General features: G+C 72.2%; 12 protein-coding genes. 4 read left to right on the plus strand and 8 right to left on the minus strand.

Annotated elements, in window-relative coordinates:
• Window positions 1-261: 261 nt before the first annotated feature.
• Window positions 262-1,317, minus strand: a complete 1,056-nt coding sequence (locus tag STRAU_RS33860; RefSeq protein ID WP_158692196.1) for a peptidoglycan-binding protein — start codon at window positions 1,315-1,317, stop codon at window positions 262-264.
• 187 nt (window positions 1,318-1,504) lie between these two features.
• Between STRAU_RS33860 and STRAU_RS33865 the strand changes: the two genes are divergently transcribed.
• Window positions 1,505-3,475, plus strand: a complete 1,971-nt coding sequence (locus STRAU_RS33865) for an MDR family MFS transporter (RefSeq protein ID WP_016644928.1) — start codon at window positions 1,505-1,507, stop codon at window positions 3,473-3,475.
• A gap of 168 nt (window positions 3,476-3,643) precedes the next feature.
• Here the strand turns inward: STRAU_RS33865 and STRAU_RS33870 are convergent, their stop codons facing one another.
• The 3 genes from STRAU_RS33870 to STRAU_RS33880 form a co-directional block, all read right to left on the minus strand.
• Window positions 3,644-4,147: a GNAT family N-acetyltransferase gene (locus STRAU_RS33870; protein WP_016644930.1), complete on the minus strand. Its 504-nt coding sequence runs from the start codon at window positions 4,145-4,147 to the stop codon at window positions 3,644-3,646.
• 6 nt (window positions 4,148-4,153) lie between these two features.
• Window positions 4,154-4,486, minus strand: a complete 333-nt coding sequence (locus tag STRAU_RS33875) for an antibiotic biosynthesis monooxygenase family protein (protein WP_016644931.1) — start codon at window positions 4,484-4,486, stop codon at window positions 4,154-4,156.
• Window positions 4,487-4,591: 105 nt separating this feature from the next.
• Window positions 4,592-5,020, minus strand: a complete 429-nt coding sequence (locus STRAU_RS33880; protein WP_016644932.1) for a DnaJ family domain-containing protein — start codon at window positions 5,018-5,020, stop codon at window positions 4,592-4,594.
• An 83-nt stretch (window positions 5,021-5,103) separates the two neighbouring features.
• On the opposite strand from STRAU_RS33880, the gene STRAU_RS33885 reads away from it, so the two are divergent.
• Window positions 5,104-5,499, plus strand: a complete 396-nt coding sequence (locus tag STRAU_RS33885) for a hypothetical protein (RefSeq protein ID WP_016644933.1) — start codon at window positions 5,104-5,106, stop codon at window positions 5,497-5,499.
• A 34-nt stretch (window positions 5,500-5,533) separates the two neighbouring features.
• On the opposite strand, the gene STRAU_RS33890 is transcribed toward STRAU_RS33885, so the two are convergent.
• Both STRAU_RS33890 and proP read right to left on the minus strand, forming a co-directional pair.
• Window positions 5,534-6,208, minus strand: coding sequence for an O-methyltransferase (locus STRAU_RS33890; RefSeq protein ID WP_016644934.1), 675 nt, complete (start codon window positions 6,206-6,208; stop codon window positions 5,534-5,536).
• 189 nt (window positions 6,209-6,397) lie between these two features.
• Window positions 6,398-7,840 carry a glycine betaine/L-proline transporter ProP gene (gene proP / locus STRAU_RS33895; RefSeq protein WP_016644935.1) on the minus strand — a complete coding sequence of 481 codons (1,443 nt, stop codon included), beginning with the start codon at window positions 7,838-7,840 and terminating at the stop codon, window positions 6,398-6,400.
• Window positions 7,841-8,371: 531 nt separating this feature from the next.
• On the opposite strand from proP, the gene STRAU_RS33900 reads away from it, so the two are divergent.
• On the plus strand, window positions 8,372-10,693 hold the full coding sequence (locus STRAU_RS33900; RefSeq protein ID WP_078621695.1) for a bifunctional glycosyltransferase 87/phosphatase PAP2 family protein: 2,322 nt from the start codon (window positions 8,372-8,374) through the stop codon (window positions 10,691-10,693).
• On the opposite strand, the gene STRAU_RS33905 is transcribed toward STRAU_RS33900, so the two are convergent.
• Both STRAU_RS33905 and STRAU_RS33910 read right to left on the minus strand, forming a co-directional pair.
• Window positions 10,653-12,284: a hypothetical protein gene (locus STRAU_RS33905; protein ID WP_016644938.1), complete on the minus strand. Its 1,632-nt coding sequence runs from the start codon at window positions 12,282-12,284 to the stop codon at window positions 10,653-10,655. The genes STRAU_RS33900 and STRAU_RS33905 overlap by 41 nt on opposite strands.
• A gap of 176 nt (window positions 12,285-12,460) precedes the next feature.
• On the minus strand, window positions 12,461-13,705 hold the full coding sequence (locus STRAU_RS33910) for a cytochrome P450 (RefSeq protein ID WP_016644939.1): 1,245 nt from the start codon (window positions 13,703-13,705) through the stop codon (window positions 12,461-12,463).
• Window positions 13,706-13,950: 245 nt separating this feature from the next.
• Between STRAU_RS33910 and STRAU_RS33915 the strand changes: the two genes are divergently transcribed.
• Window positions 13,951-15,120 (plus strand): steroid 3-ketoacyl-CoA thiolase, encoded by a 1,170-nt coding sequence (locus tag STRAU_RS33915; protein WP_016644940.1) that lies wholly within the window; start codon window positions 13,951-13,953, stop codon window positions 15,118-15,120.
• The last annotated feature ends 19 nt before the right edge of the window (window positions 15,121-15,139 follow it).

Raw genomic sequence — 15,139 nt, forward strand, 5'->3', positions numbered from 1 at the left:
CAGGGGGCGGCCGGTGCGGGGGGCGAGGGCTGTTGCCGCGCCGTTTCAGCCTGTCCGGCGTTTGAGGACGAGCTGCGGAGCGGCGATTCGGCGGGGGCTGTCCCACGCGCACGGGACGTCTGCCCGGCTGGGGTCCAGGGGGCGCAGCCCCCTGCCCGCGGCGGAGCCGCTAATCGATGCAGCGGGAAGGGGCGGCGGAGCCGCTAATCGATGCAGCGGGAAGGGGCGGGACCGGGGCGCCCCGCGAGGGCCCCGCCGGCCTCAGGGGGACCGGGTCTCGGACTCCAGGTACCTGCGGGTGGTGGGGCCGTAGGTGCCGTGGGGGTCGCTGGTGACGCCTCGGGCCCATTGGTAGCGGGTGACCGCTGCGGTCACGGGGCCGGAGTAGACGCCGTCGGCGGGACCCACGTAGAGGTACAACTGGCTTAGGCGGTACTGGAGTTCGGAGACTTCGCCACCGCGGTCGCCCAGGCGCAGGGTGGGGGCGGAGGACGGTCGGCGGGACGGCGGAGGCCCTACGGACCCCGTGGCGCGGAGCGTCGTACGCGAGGGCGAGGTGACCGGGGCGTTCCGCACGGTCAGCGACGGCGAGGGCGAGGCCGAGGGCGTCCGCGTCGGCTCGGCGCGGGACGACGTGGGCCGGGGCGCGGGCCGCGATGCCTCGCGGGGCGCGGGATCCCCGGAGGGCGCGTCCGGCGTGTCGGCCGCCGTGTCCGGCAGCGCCAGATCCGTACCGCCGTCCCCGTCTCCGCCACCGCCGTTGCCCCCGGACAACGCACCGCCCGCGAACACGGCGACCGCCGCGAACACCGCCCCCGCCCCGGCGAACAGCGCCGTCCGCACCCGCCGCGCGGGCCCCTCGTACGCGTCCGAAGCCCGCGCGGGAGCCGTGTCCGCCGCAGCGGGCGCCTCCGGCGGCAGCGGCGCCGAGGTGAGCGCGGGCAAGGGGGCCGACGGCTCCGGCAGCGTCACGTACGGACGTATGCGTATCGGATCGAAGTCCTCGGCGGCGGCCGCCTCCGCGGACCGGGTCAGCCGGGCCGCGTCCGCGGCCTCGCGCGCGCACCCGCAGGAGGGGGCGGCCCCGCGCTCCCGCCACGTACCGCACCCGGGGCACACCGCCCCGTCGCCGTCGCGGCCTCCTTCCCAGCCTCCTGAGCCGCCGAAGCCCTCTGAGCCGCCCAAGGGCCGGGAGCCGCCCAAGGGCCCGGAGCCGCCTAAGACACCCTCCGGGTCCCGGGGCCCGCCGACGGGCCCGCCCGCCCCGCGTGCGGCGCGCTCCCGCGGTGCCCCGGCCCGTCCGTTCGCCTCGCTCATCGCGTGCTCCCCTCCCTCGACGGCCCCGACAGGCTCTGAAGGAGTATGCAGCCACTCGGCTCGACAGGCCATAACGGATGACTCGGACCACGATGGGAGGTGGACAGCACCGCAGGAGGTGTCCATGACGCACGACGTGAGCGCCCGCCCGGCGGCTCCCCGGCCGGGAGCCGGGCCACCGGAGCACATGGGTGGCGGCGTACTGGTCTCCATCGGCGCGCTGCTCCTCGGCATGCTCCTGGCCGCCCTCGACCAGACCATCGTGTCGACCGCGCTGCCGACCATCGTCAGCGACCTCGGCGGCCTGGACCACCTGTCGTGGGTCGTCACCGCGTACCTGCTGGCCGCGACGGCCGCGACCCCGCTGTGGGGCAAGCTCGGCGACCAGTACGGCCGCAAGAAGCTCTTCCAGACCGCGATCGTGATCTTCCTGATCGGCTCGGCGCTGTGCGGTGTCGCGCAGAACATGCCGCAGCTCATCGGCTTCCGGGCGCTGCAGGGCCTGGGCGGCGGCGGGCTCATGGTCCTGTCCATGGCGATCGTCGGGGACCTGGTCTCGCCGCGCGAACGCGGCAAGTACCAGGGCCTGTTCGGCGCCGTCTTCGGGGCGACGAGTGTGCTCGGACCGCTGCTCGGCGGGCTCTTCACCGAGCACCTCAGCTGGCGCTGGGTCTTCTACGTCAACCTGCCGATCGGCGTCGTCGCGCTCGTCGTCATCGCCGCGGCGCTGCACATCCCGGCGAGCCGGGCCCGGCACACCATCGACTACCTGGGCACCTTCCTCATCGCGTCCGTCGCCACCTGCCTCGTGCTGGTCGCCTCGCTCGGCGGTACGACCTGGGCCTGGGGCTCGGCACAGATCATCGGGCTCGCGGTGCTCGGCGTCGTGCTCGCGGTGTGGTTCGTGGCGGTCGAGCGGAAGGCCGCGGAGCCGGTGATTCCGCTGAAGCTGTTCCGGATCCGTACGTTCACCCTGACCGCGGTCATCAGCTTCGTCGTGGGCTTCGCGATGTTCGGGGCGATGACGTACCTGCCGACGTTCCTCCAGGTCGTGCAGGGTGTCTCGCCGACGATGTCCGGTGTGCACATGCTGCCGATGGTGGTCGGCCTGCTGCTCGCGTCGACCGCGTCCGGGCAGATCGTCAGCCGCACCGGGCGGTGGAAGGTGTTCCCGATCGCGGGCACCGGCGTCACCGCGCTCGGCCTGCTCCTGCTGCACCAGCTCGACGAGAACAGCCCGACCGGCGAGATGAGCGCCTTCTTCTTCGTGTTCGGCCTCGGCCTCGGCCTCGTCATGCAGGTGCTGGTCCTCATCGTGCAGAACGCGGTCAGCTACGAGGACCTGGGCGTCGCCACGTCCGGTGCCACGTTCTTCCGGTCCATCGGCGCCTCGTTCGGCGTCGCGATCTTCGGGACGGTGTTCACCGGCCGGCTCGGGGACAAGCTCACCGACGCGCTGCGCGGGCAGGGCCTGCCGGCCGGGGTCAGCGTCGACTCGCTCAAGGCCGACCCGCGCGGCATCGCGGAGCTGCCCGCCGATCTGCGGCCCGGGGTGCTGAGCGCGTACGCGTCGTCCATCACGGATGTCTTCCTGTACGCGGCGCCGGTCGCCCTCGTCGCCTTCGTGCTCGCCTGGTTCCTGCGCGAGGACCGGCTGCGCGGGGCGGTGACGGCGCCCGATCCGACGCAGACGCTCGCCAGCAACCCGGTCGAGCGGTCCTCGTACGACGAGGTGGCGCGCGCGTTGTCGCTGCTCGGGACGCGGGCGGGGCGGCGGGAGGTGTACGTCCGGATCACCGAGCGGGCGGGGTACGACCTGCTGCCCGCGGCGAGCTGGATGCTGCTGCGGATCGCCCGGCACGGGCATGTGGAGCCGGCCACGCTCGCCGAGCGGAGCATGGTGCCGCTCACCGTTGTCACGGAGGCCTCGCGTCAGTTGGAGGAGCGGCGCCTTGCCCTCCGCGAGGGGCTCGGCCTGCGGTTGTCCGACTCCGGCCGGGAGGTGGCCGCGAACCTCGCGGCGGCGCGGGAGGAGTCCCTCGCGGAGTTGCTGGGGGACTGGTGGGGGCCGGGGCGGCCCACGGATCTGATGCAGTTGGTGGAGGAGTTGGGGGCGGAGATGTGCGGGTCCTACGCGGAGCGGCCTGCTGGTCGATGAGGGCTTCTGGTCTGCCTGGGGGGGGCCCAAGCTCTTAAAGAGCAGGGGGGACCCCCTTCCCGTTTGCTGTCGGACGTCAGCTCCTGGCCGAGAAGCTGCCTCAACGCAGTCCGCACTTCGCCGTGGGGCACCTCGCGCACGTGGGCCGGACCACCCCGTCCCGCCCGGTCACCCCCGCCCCGGCGCCAGTTCCTTCCGCAGCCAATGCTCCGCGTACTGGTCGGAGTTGTGCCGCGGCCCCTCCACGTACCCGTGCCGCGCGTACAGGGCCCGCGCCTCGACCAGGTCGTGGCGGGTGTCCAGGCGGACGCGGGTCGCCCCCAGCGACCGGGCGGCCTCCTCCGCGGCGGTGAGGAGGACCGAGCCGCCGCCCTTCCCGCGCAGCCCCGCCGCGACGAAGACGCGCGTCAGCTCGGCGGTGGCGGCGTCCACGAGGCGTACCCCGGCCGTGCCCGCGGGGTCGCCGTCCCAGCGGGCGAGGAGCAGCACACCGGCGGGCGGCGTGAGCCCCGCCCCGGAATCCGCCGCGATCTCGCGCTCCAGCTCGGCGGGATTGGTGGCGTGCCCCTGATGCAGCTCGTACCACCGGTCGCTGATCTCGGTGTAGTACGCCCGCCACAGCGCGAGGGCCGCCACCGAGCCGACCGGCTCGGGGCCCACGGTCCAGGACATCCGGGCTCAGGCCCCTTCGGGGGCCGGCGGCGCCGCCTGCTGGACGACCTCGAAGGTCCAGACGGCGGCGCTGGACGAGGCCGGCTTGGGGCGCTCGCCGCCGCCCTGCCCCTGGTGGGACGCCTTCATCGGGCCCTCCATCCACGCCTGGAACGCGGCCTCGTCGCGCCACCGCGTGTACACCAGGTACTGGTCCGTGCCCTCGACGGGGCGCAGGAGCTCGAACCACTCGAAGCCGTCCGAGTTCTCGACGGCGCCCGCGCGGGACGCGAAGCGCTGTTCAAGGGTTTCCCGCTGCTCGGCGGGAACGGTCAGGACGTTGATCTTGACTACGCTCATGGGGCCATCCTGCCGCAGAGCCGCACGGCGTCGGACGGCCGGGGCGGGCTCCGGAACCGGTCCGGTTCCGGTCCGGTTCCGGCTCCGGTCCTGCTCCGGTCCCGCTCAGGTTCCGTTTCCCGTCGCCGTCCCGCCCGCGTGGCGTTCGCGCCAGTCCCGGGCCACCTCGTCGACGTCGAAGGGGCGCAGGCCCAGGGGCGGTCCTGGGGGCGGGGTGCGCAGGGCCTCGCGGATCTTCTCGTTGAGGTCCGTGACCAGGCGGCGGGCCATGCGCTCCGACGGCGCCTCGGCGGCGGCCGCGAGGACGTCCTCGGCCTCCTTGCGCAGGGCGAGCGTCGGCGACAGGACGGAGACGCCCTCGCGGGCCAACTTCCGTTTGACCCACCACAGTTCGTCGTACGCGGCGCCGGTGTCGTCCGGAAGGGGCTGACCGCGGCCGGGCAGGGCGGCGAAGTCGCCGCGCTCCTCCGCCTCGCGGATCTGCTTGTCGACCCAGGACTCGAAGCTGACTCCCGGTGGTTTCCGTTCAGTCATGCGTCCATGGTCGCAGAGGGCGCCCGGCGGCACGGGGCTAGGATGCGCGCGGTTGTCCGGACTTCAGGGCAGGGGGTACCCAGGTGCTTGAGCTGACCATGGCCGTGGTGACGGGGGCGGCGGACGCGGGCGCGACCGCGGGCATGCTGATGGCGGAGGCGGAGAGTGAGCCCGGCGCGGTCCTGCGCGTCGGCCGCGACCGCAACGTGTGCCGGCTGGCGCCGCCCCAGGACTGGCTGTTCGTCTCCCGTACGCATCTCGAATTCCGTTGCCGTATCGACGGCACCTGGACGGTGACCTGGGTGCGCGGCTCGCAGCCCGACCCGGCCTCCGAGGTGCGGCTGCTCGCCGGGGGCTCCGCGGTCCCTCTCGCGTACGGGGCGACGACGCCGCTGCCCCGGGGCGGCTCCGGTGAGCTCGTCGTGCGGGACCGGTCGGGGCCGCGGAGCGTCAACGTGGGCTTCTACCACGAGGTTTGAGCCCTCCGTACGGCGCGGGTGCGTACGGGGCGGGTCAGTCCAGTACGCGGGCCAGGGCGAAGCCGTCGTACCCCTTCGTGCCCACCGTCTGCACCGCCGTGCCGTCCAGCTTCGGGTGGCTCGCGATGAGTTCGAGGGCCGCGCGGGTGCCCTGGATGCCGGGGTCGTCGCTGTCGGCGTCGGTGACGTGGCCGCCGCGTACGACGTTGTCGACGATGATCAGGCTGCCCGGGCGGGTGAGCTTGAGGGCCCACTCCACGTAGTGCGGGTTGTTGACCTTGTCCGCGTCGATGAAGACCAGGTCGAAGGGGGCCGGGGACTCGGCGTGCAGGGCGGCGAGCGAGTCCAGGGCCGGTCCGGTGCGCACCTCGGTGATCTTGTCCAGGCCGGCCCGGGCGAGGTTGGCGCGGGCCACGCCGGCGTGCTCGGGGCTGTACTCGAGGGTGAGCAGGTGGCCGTCGGCGGGCAGGGCGCGGGCCAGCCAGATCGTGCTGTAGCCGCCGAGCGTGCCGATCTCCAGGATGCGGTGGGCGCCCTGGAGTTGGGCCAGGAGGTGGAGGAGCTTGCCCTGGTTCGGGGCGACGTTGATGGCCGGCAGGCCGGCCGCTTCGCTCTCCTGGAGTGCGGCCGTGAGGGCGGGGTCGGCCGGGGTGAGGAGCTCGGTGAAGTAGGCGTCCACGGCGGTCCAGCGGTCGGGCTCGGTGCTCATGCGGGCGTGCTCCTTGGGTCGGGTGACGCTGCGCTGAGCATTCCCCAACCCCGCCCCTTCCCGAAACCGGGGGCTCCGCCGCGGCTCGTCCTCAAACGCCGGACGGGCTAAAACGCTGCCGCACCGGCGAAATTTTTAGCCCCTCCGGCGTTTGAGGACGGGCTGGGCGCAGGCCCCGATTACCGGCGCTCAGCCCGCCGCAGGCCCCTCCACCGCCGGCGGCGACCCCGGCAGCGGCCGGCCCGCGGACTCCGCCATGTACCAGACGGCGACGCCGCCGACGACGGCCGCCGCCATCATGTAGTACGCGGGCATCATCACGTCCCCCGTCGCCCCGATCAGCGCCGTGACCACCAGCGGAGTCGTCCCGCCGAAGACGGACACGGAGACGTTGAAGCCGATGGACAGGGAGCCGTAGCGCACGGGTGTGGGGAAGAGGGCGGGCAGCGCCGACGGCATGGACGCCGTGAAGCAGACCAGGAGCAGCCCGAGCGCGGACAGGCCGAGGCCGATGGCCCACAGGGAGCCGTCGCGGATCAGGAGCAGGGCGGGGACCGAGAGGAGGAGGAAGCCCGCGCAGCCCGCGGCTATGACCGGGCGGCGGCCCACGCGGTCGGTGAGCGCGCCGACGAACGGCTGGGCGCACATCATCAGGGCCATCACCACGAGGATGACGAGCAGCCCGTGCGTCTCGTCGTAGTTCAGCTCGCTGGTGAGGTAGCTCGGCATGTACGACAGGAGCATGTAGTCCGTGACGTTGAAGACCAGGACCAGGCCCATGCAGAGCAGCAGGGCCCGCCACTGCCCGGTCACCATGTCCCGCACCCGCACCTTCGGCCGCGCCTGCTCGCCCTGGTGCGCCTTCTCCAGCTCGGCCGCGAACGCGGGGGTCTCCTCCAGGCGCATGCGGAGGTAGAGGCCGATGAGGCCCATGGGGCCCGCGATCAGGAACGGGATGCGCCAGCCCCAGGACTGCAGGTCCTCGCTGGACAGCAGGGCCGTCATCAGTGTGACGAGGCCCGCGCCGCCGATGTACCCGGCGAGGGTGCCGAACTCCAGCCAGCTCCCGAGGAAGCCGCGCTTCTTGTCGGGCGCGTACTCCGCGATGAACGTCGAGGCACCCGCGTACTCGCCGCCCGTGGAGAAGCCCTGCACCAGGCGGGCCAGCAGCAGCAGGATCGGCGCCCACACGCCGATGCTGGCGTACGACGGGATCAGACCGATCGCGAACGTGCCCGCCGCCATCATGATCATGGTGAGGGCGAGGATCTTCTGGCGGCCCACGCGGTCGCCGAGCGGCCCGAAGACCATGCCGCCGAGCGGGCGGATCAGGAAGGCCGCCGCGAAGGCGCCGAACGTCGACAGGAGCTGGGCCGTGGGGTTGCCCGAGGGGAAGAAGACCTTGCCGAGGGTCACCGCGATGTAGCTGTAGACGCCGAAGTCGAACCACTCCATCGCGTTGCCGAGCGCGGCCGCCTTCACGGCCCGCTTGACCAGCGCGGGGTCGGTGACGGTGGCTTCGGCGGCGGCCGGTCCCGCGGGCCCGGGGGCCGCGTCGGCGAGGGCTTTCGCCGTTCCGCCGGGGGAGGGGGCCGCGGGGGTGCGGGGTCCGACGTGTTGCGCGGTCGGCAAGGGCTCGCTCGCCTGCCTTTCGTGGACGACATGGACCCGGTGACCTTAGGTGCAGCAACCATCATTACGGGTGGTGGCGGGGTGATCGCGCAGGGTCGCAATCGCGCTGTATTCAGGCCAAACGGGGGTACTTCCGGCGGCGACGGCGTGGGTCGTATGTGATCTATGTCGCGCCCGGACGGCGGAACCGAACCAGGGGGTTCACCGAGTCATCACACAGATGAGCCCCGTGAAACCGCCCGGAAACCGGCCGGGCCCGGTGAACCCGCAGGGAACGCGGGTCGCCGGGGGCCCGCGCGCTCTCCCGCCGAGGGCCGTGGACCCCGCCCCGGGGCGTCCTCCGGGGCCCGCGCCCGCCGCGGGCCGGTTGGGCACGGAAGCCGAAAAGCCGGTAGAAAGCGGTGTGGCTGCCAGGTGAAATGGGGGTTGCGCGCGTCTCACTCAGGGGCATGCGAGCCTCTTTGGGCGAGATCTGGGATCTCCTGGCACTTTGATCGAGGATGACGGATGGGGCGGGAGGGCCGACAGGGCGTGGCGAATGTTGAGCACAGGGGGCCGGGAAGTGCCTTGGGCGCGGGGGCATCCGGGACACCCGACGCGCGTATCGGAGCGATGCGTGTCGCCCTCTGGCTGATCGCCGCCGTCCTCGCCGTGCGGCAGGTGACCGTCGTCCTGCGCACCCCCAAGGGCGAGCGCCTGACCGACCTGGAGACCTGGATCGGGCCCAACGGCGTGCTGCACGTGAAGGGTTCGCTGTACGACGCGGACAAGTTCACCGGCACGCCCTTCGGCGGCCTGGTCCTCAAGCCGTTCGCCAACTCCGCCGAACAGGCGCTCGGCTGGGCCTGGACCTTCGGCACCCTCGGCCTCGTCGTGGTCCTCGGCCTGGTCGCCGCCCGCGCGCTGCCGCAGCCCGTCTCGCGCCGCACCTCCCTGCTCGCCGCCCCGGTCGCGATCAGCCTGCTGATGCTGTCCCTGCCGGTGCGCAACACCCTGCACCTGGGCCAGACCAGCATCATCCCCGTCCTGCTCGTGCTGCTCGGCTGCTTCGCCGTGCGCGGGCAGCGGGCCAGCGGCATCCTCATCGGCCTCGCCGCGGCCCTGCAGCCCACGGTGCTGCTGTTCGCGCCGCTGCTGTGGTTCACCGGCCGCAAGAAGGCCGTCGGGTCCCTCGGCGCGACCTTCGCCGCCGCCACCGCCGCCGCCTGGGCGGCCATGCCGCACGACTCGACGACGTACTGGGTGCACCACCTGGCGGGCGCAGGGCTCGGCGCCAGCCCGGACGCCAACGCCAACCAGTCGCTGCACGGCGCGCTGCTCCGCCTCGGCCTGGAGGGACCGCTCGAAATAGGGCTCTTCCTCGCCCTGAGCGCCGCCGTCGCCGCCCTCGGCCTGCGCCGCGCGGTCAGGTACGCCCGCGACGGCCAACTGCTGCTCGCCGTCGCCCTCACCGGCTGCGTCGCCGTCGCCGTGTCCCCGACGAGCTGGCAGCACCAGCTCCTGTGGCTGCTGCTCGCCGTGGTCGGCCGGGTCGGCAAGCGGGCCTCCGACCGGTACGTATGGCCCATCGCCGTCGTCCTGGTGATGACGCTGCCGTCGAAGATGATGCTCCCGAACATGTCGGTCCTGGAGCCGCTGCGCGACAACGTGATCCTGCTGGCCGCGCTCGCCTCGGCCCTGATCGTGCCGTTCCTGTCCCGCACGGCCCCCGAGTACCAGAAGCCGATCCCCACCTCGTACGCCGATCCCGTACCGGCGCGGTGGAAGTGGGTGCCGCTGTTCCCGTTCTGGCGGCGCGTGCTCACCCGCCCGAACCTGCTGCTCGAACTGCTCCTGATCCGCGTCGGCTACTCCGCGTACCAGCAGACCCGGCTCGCGGCGACCGGCGGCACCATCTCCGGCGGCCGGGAGCGCGCCGAGAGCCACGGCGAGCAGATCCACTCCATCGAGCAGTTCCTGCACATCGACATCGAGCACTGGTTCAACCATCTGACGGCGCGGACGCCGTGGATGGAGAGCTTCTTCAACTTCTACTACACGTCGTTCCACTTCGTGGTGCCGCTGAGCGTCCTCGCGATCCTCTATCTGCGCCGCCCCGCCCAGTACCGCTGGGCGCGCTCCGCCCTCGGCTTCGCCACGATCCTCGCGCTCGTCGGCTTCTGGGGCTACCCGCTCGCGCCGCCACGGCTGATGGAGAACCTCAACTTCATCGACACCATCCACGGCCCGCAGGACTTCACACAGCCGGACTACGGCACGCTGACGAAGCTCACCAACCAGTACGCGGCGATGCCCTCGCTGCACTTCGGCTGGTCCCTGTGGTGCGGTCTGACCATCGCGATCCTCGCGCCCAAGTGGTGGATGAAGGCCCTCGGCCTGCTGCACCCGTTCTTCACGGTGTGCGCGATCGTCGGCACCGGCAACCACTGGATCCTCGACGCGGTGGGCGGCGCGGCCGTCGTCGGCGCGGGCTTCGGGCTGACCTACCTGCTGCAGGGGCCGCGCGTGAAGCAGGCCCTGAGGGTGGGGACGGGGTTGGAGCCTGCCGTGGCGGGAGCCGCCGCCGGACCGGTGCCGGAGCCGGCCGGCGCGGTCAAGGCCGTCGGCGGGGCGTCCCAGAAGGCGCTCGCCACGTCCGAGAAGGCCGTCGCCACCCCGGAGAAGGCGCTCACACCCGAGAAGCTCCTCGCGGCCACGCCAGAGGCACCCTTGAGCACGTCCAAGAAGGCCACGCCCGACAAGGCCGTGGGCGGGGCCGCCGAGGGGCCGGAGGGCGGCGTCGCGAAGCCGTCGGGCGCGCCGGACGAGCCCGTCAGCAACCCGGACGCGACGAGCGGCCGTACCCCGAGCTGATCCGGTACGTCCCGGGCGTCTCGACCGTCAGCTGTGTGAACTCGCCGTGCCGCTTCAGGCACGCCCCCTCGGCCCGGAGCCACGGCGAGTACACGATCCGCACGGTCACCGAGCCCCGCTCCGGCACCCGCACCACCACGTCCGTGCTGGTGGAGCGGACCACGGAGGCGGGCGCGGAGGCCATCGGCACCGCGTTCCGCACGCGGTAGATCCGCCAGTGCTTGTCGCGCCACACCGGCTCCAGCCACTGCGGTCCGCTCTTGACCAGCGCCGCCTCGTCGAGGGCGGGCCCGTCCGGCCGGCCGGACGGCAGCACGACGAACCCGACCGCCCACTTGTCGAGCCAGGCGCGGTACGTCGTGGCGGAGAACGAGCCGTCGTAGAAGAGCCGCCCGCGCTCGATGTCGAGCTGCCGGTTCCAGCCGCGCGCCATGTTCACGTACGGCGCGAGCGCGGTGGCCTCGCGGTGGTTGCGGGCCGGGACCACCTCGACCCGGCCCCGGTCGGCGCCGAGCCGGTGCAGTTCGCGTACGACGGCCTGGGTGTCCGTCGACCAGGCCGGCACGATCGTCGACACCTCCAGGTCGTCGGCCGTCTTCTGCGCCACCCACGCCGTCGACAGGACGAGCGCCGTCACCAGCGCCATCCGGCGCATGACGGGCAGCGCGGGGGTGAGCAGCGCGGCCAGCAGCAGCGCGGGCGCGACGAGTTCGGCGAGCCGCTCGACGTTCGTGCCGATCGGCGAGGGGATGAGATACGTGAGGACGGTCCCCACCGCGTACACCCCCGCCCCCCACCGCAGCACCCGCCACTCCCGCGGCCCCGCCACCACCAGGACCAGGCTGAAGAAGACCGGCGGGAAGATCCGGTCCGCCCACATCAGGTGCTCGCCCTTGAAGGGGAAGAGCAGCGTCGTGACGCCGACGACCACGACGGGCGGCGCGAGCAGGGCCAGGGCGCGCGCCCATTCCCGTACGAAGAAGTAGCCCGCCCCGACCACGAGCAGGAACAGGCCCGCCACCGGCGAAGCCATGGTGGCGAGCGCCGAGCAGACGACCGCGACGGTCAGGCGCCTGCCGCGCAGCACCGCGAGGACGGCGCCGAGCCCGAAGGCGAGGCCGAGGGCGAACGTGGTGCGACCGGAGGCGACGTTGCACCAGACGGCGAGCGAGGCGAGGACCGCGGGCCACAGCGGGCGGCGCACACCGGAGCGCTCGATGAGCACGGCGACGAGCCAGGCGCCCGCGACGCCGGACAGGACCGTCACGGTCTTCACGCCGATCGCGGCCATCAAGTACGGGGATATCAGGCTGTAGTTGGCGGTGTGCATGCCGCCGTACCAGAAGAGGCCGTACGCCGCCGAGCCGTGGTCCTCCGCGAACCGGGCCCACGCCTGCTGGGCCGCGAGGTCCCCGCCGCCGGTGGCGAGGAACGCCGCCCACAGCGCGTACAGGGGAAGGGTGGGCGCGGTGGCGAGGACGGGCACGCGGTGCCGCCGGCAGAAGGAACGGATGGCGCGGAAGGGATTCTTCCGTTCTGTGGGCGAACTGCCGGTGGGGAGGATCGAGAGGTCGGCAGAGACCACGGTCACCGTTTCCGTTCGAAGTCCTGGAGGGGCAAGGTCACCCCTCAAGACGCCTCACGTAACGAAAACGTTGGCGTGACTTGCCGATCAAGTGAACATTTGGCGGAATTCCTCGGTGAGTCGGTCCAGGGGAGGCAGGGGCGGGGCGTAGGGGGTGTGCCCCTGCCTCCCGTGGGGCCGGGTCAGCGGGTGCTGACCTGGAGTTCCTTGACGCCGTTGAGCCAGGCCGAGCGGAGCCGGCGCGGGTCGCCGGTGAGCCGCAGTCCGGGCATCGCCTCCGCCACGGCGTTGAAGATGAGGTTGATTTCAAGCACCGCGAGGGACTTCCCGAGGCAGAAGTGCGGGCCGCCGCCGCCGAAGCCGAGATGGGGGTTCGGGTCCCGGCTGATGTCGAACACGTCGGGGTTGTCGAAGACTTCGGGATCGTGATTGGCGGAGGAATAGAAGATTCCGACGCGGTCGCCCTTCTTGATCCGCGCGTCCCCGAGTTCGGTGTCCTCGGTCGCGGTGCGCTGGAAGGACACCACGGGCGTGGCCCAGCGCACGATCTCCTCGGCGGTCGTCACCGGCCGCTCGCGCTTGAACAGCTCCCACTGGTCGGGGTGGGTGAGGAAGGCGTGCATGCCGTGGGTGATGGCGTTGCGGGTGGTCTCGTTGCCCGCGACGGCCAGCAGGATGACGAAGAACCCGAACTCGTCGGAGGACAGGTTGCCTTCGTCCTCGGCCGCCACGAGCCGGCTGACGATGTCCTTGGCCGGGCACTCCTTGCGGGCGGCGGCCAGATTCATCGCGTAGCTCACGATCTCCATCGCGGCCTCGGCGCCGACCTCCTCGGTGATCGCGTACTCCGGGTCGTCGTACGCCGCCATCTTGTTGGACCAGTCGAAGATCTTGGAGCGGTCCTCCTGGGGTACGCCGATGAGCTCGGCTATGGCCTGCAGGGGGAGTTCGACGGCGACCCGGGTGACGAAGTCGAAGGAGCCGTTCTCGTCGGCGCTCTCCAGGGCCGTCTCGACGATCCGGTGCGAGCGGCTGCGCAGCGCGTCCTCCAGGGAGCGGATGGCGCGCGGGGTGAAGCCGCGCTGCACGATCTGGCGGACCCGGGTGTGCTCGGGCGGGTCCATGTTGAGCATGATGAGCTTCTGGACCTCGATCTGGTCGCGGCTGATCGACTCGTTGAAGCGGATGACCGCGGTGTTGAGGTTCGAGGAGAACAACTCCGGGCGCGTGGACACGTACTTGACGTCCGCGTGCCGGGTCACGGCCCAGTAGCCGGCGTCGTCGAACCCGGAGATGCCGGGCCGCTGGGCGATCCAGCGCACCGGCTCCGACTGCCGCAGTCGCGTGAACTCCGGGAAGGGCACGCGGTCTTGCAGCACATCGGGATCGGTGAAGTCGAACCCGTCGGGCAGCGCGGGACAGGACATCGGCAGCTCCAGACGTTCATCTGACGGGCCATCAGGAGATGCGTCGCAACGTAGTAACGGGTTCTACAAGTGGCAAGGCCCGCGACGGCATCCCTTTGCGGGCCGGTCGCGCGGACGGTGCGTGCACGCCCCTTGCGGGGGCGGGGTCGGGGTCAGCAGACTGCTGGACATAACTAGAACGCGTACTAGTTATCGCGCGCGGGATGCCGGGACGCCCCGCGTGCTGTGGACGGAGAGGATGAGCTGTGGCCGCTGAACCTGTCATCGTCGAAGCCGTACGCACTCCGATCGGCAGGCGCGGGGGTGCGCTCGCCAACCTTCATCCGGCCTATCTCCTCGGCGAGACCTACCGGGAACTCCTCGGGCGCACCGGCATCCACGCCGACTGCGTCGAGCAGATCGTCGGCGGCGCGGTCACCCAGGCGGGCGAGCAGTCCGCGAACCCGGCACGCACCGCGTGGCTCACGATGGGCCTGCCGTACGAGACGGGGGCGACGACGGTCAACTGCCAGTGCGGCTCGTCCCAGCAGGCATCGCACATGGTCGCCAACATGGTCGCGGGCGGGGTCATCGACGTCGGCATCAGCTGCGGGGTCGAGTCCATGTCGCGGGTGCCGCTCGGGTCGGCGTCCAAGCACGGGCCCGGCAAGCCGTTCCCCGACGAGTGGAACGTCGACCTGCCCAACCAGTTCGAGGCGGCCGAGCGGATCGCCCGCAAGCGGGGGCTCACCCGCGAGAACGTGGACTCCCTCGGGCTGATCTCGCAGGAGCGGGCGATGGCCGCGTGGGGCGAGGAGCGGTTCAAACGCGAGACGTTCGCCGTGCAGGTGCCCACCACCGAGGCGGAGCAGGCCGCGGGGCAGGGGATGTGGCGGCTCGTGGACCGCGACGAGGGGCTGCGCGACACGTCCATGGACGCGCTCGGCCGGCTCAAGCCCGTCATGCCCACCGCCGTGCACACCGCCGGGAACTCCTCGCAGATCTCCGACGGGGCGGCGGCGCTGCTCTGGACCTCCAAGCGGATGGCTCGCGCCCTGCGGCTGCGGCCGCGGGCGCGGGTCGTCGCGCAGGCGCTGGTGGGGGCCGATCCGCACTTCCACCTCGACGGGCCGATCGATGCCACGCGGGCCGTGCTCGGCAAGGCGGGGATGTCCCTGAAGGACATCGATCTGGTCGAGATCAACGAGGCGTTCGCGGCTGTGGTGTTGAGCTGGGCGCAGGTCTTCGGGCAGGACCTGGAGAAGGTGAATGTCAACGGGGGCGCGATCGCTCTCGGGCACCCCGTCGGCGCGACCGGCGCCCGGCTCCTGACCACCGCCCTCCACGAACTGGAGCGGGCCGACAAGGAGTTCGCCCTTGTGTGCATGTGCGCGGGGGGCGCGGTGGCTACGGCGACGATCCTGCAGCGGCTGTAGGCCCTCGCGGGGTGCGCCC

Source organism: Streptomyces aurantiacus JA 4570, assembly GCF_000414115.1.
Taxonomy (GTDB): domain Bacteria; phylum Actinomycetota; class Actinomycetes; order Streptomycetales; family Streptomycetaceae; genus Streptomyces; species Streptomyces aurantiacus_A.

Excerpts from the sequence above, each read along its gene's own strand:
- STRAU_RS33860 (WP_158692196.1), bottom strand. The coding sequence starts at position 1,317 with ATGAGCGAGGCGAACGGACGGGCCGGGGCACCGCGGGAGCGCGCCGCA.
- STRAU_RS33865 (WP_016644928.1), top strand. The coding sequence starts at position 1,505 with ATGGGTGGCGGCGTACTGGTCTCCATCGGCGCGCTGCTCCTCGGCATG.
- STRAU_RS33870 (WP_016644930.1), bottom strand. The coding sequence starts at position 4,147 with ATGTCCTGGACCGTGGGCCCCGAGCCGGTCGGCTCGGTGGCGGCCCTC.
- STRAU_RS33875 (WP_016644931.1), bottom strand. The coding sequence starts at position 4,486 with ATGAGCGTAGTCAAGATCAACGTCCTGACCGTTCCCGCCGAGCAGCGG.
- STRAU_RS33880 (WP_016644932.1), bottom strand. The coding sequence starts at position 5,020 with ATGACTGAACGGAAACCACCGGGAGTCAGCTTCGAGTCCTGGGTCGAC.
- STRAU_RS33890 (WP_016644934.1), bottom strand. The coding sequence starts at position 6,208 with ATGAGCACCGAGCCCGACCGCTGGACCGCCGTGGACGCCTACTTCACC.
- STRAU_RS33910 (WP_016644939.1), bottom strand. The coding sequence starts at position 13,705 with ATGTCCTGTCCCGCGCTGCCCGACGGGTTCGACTTCACCGATCCCGAT.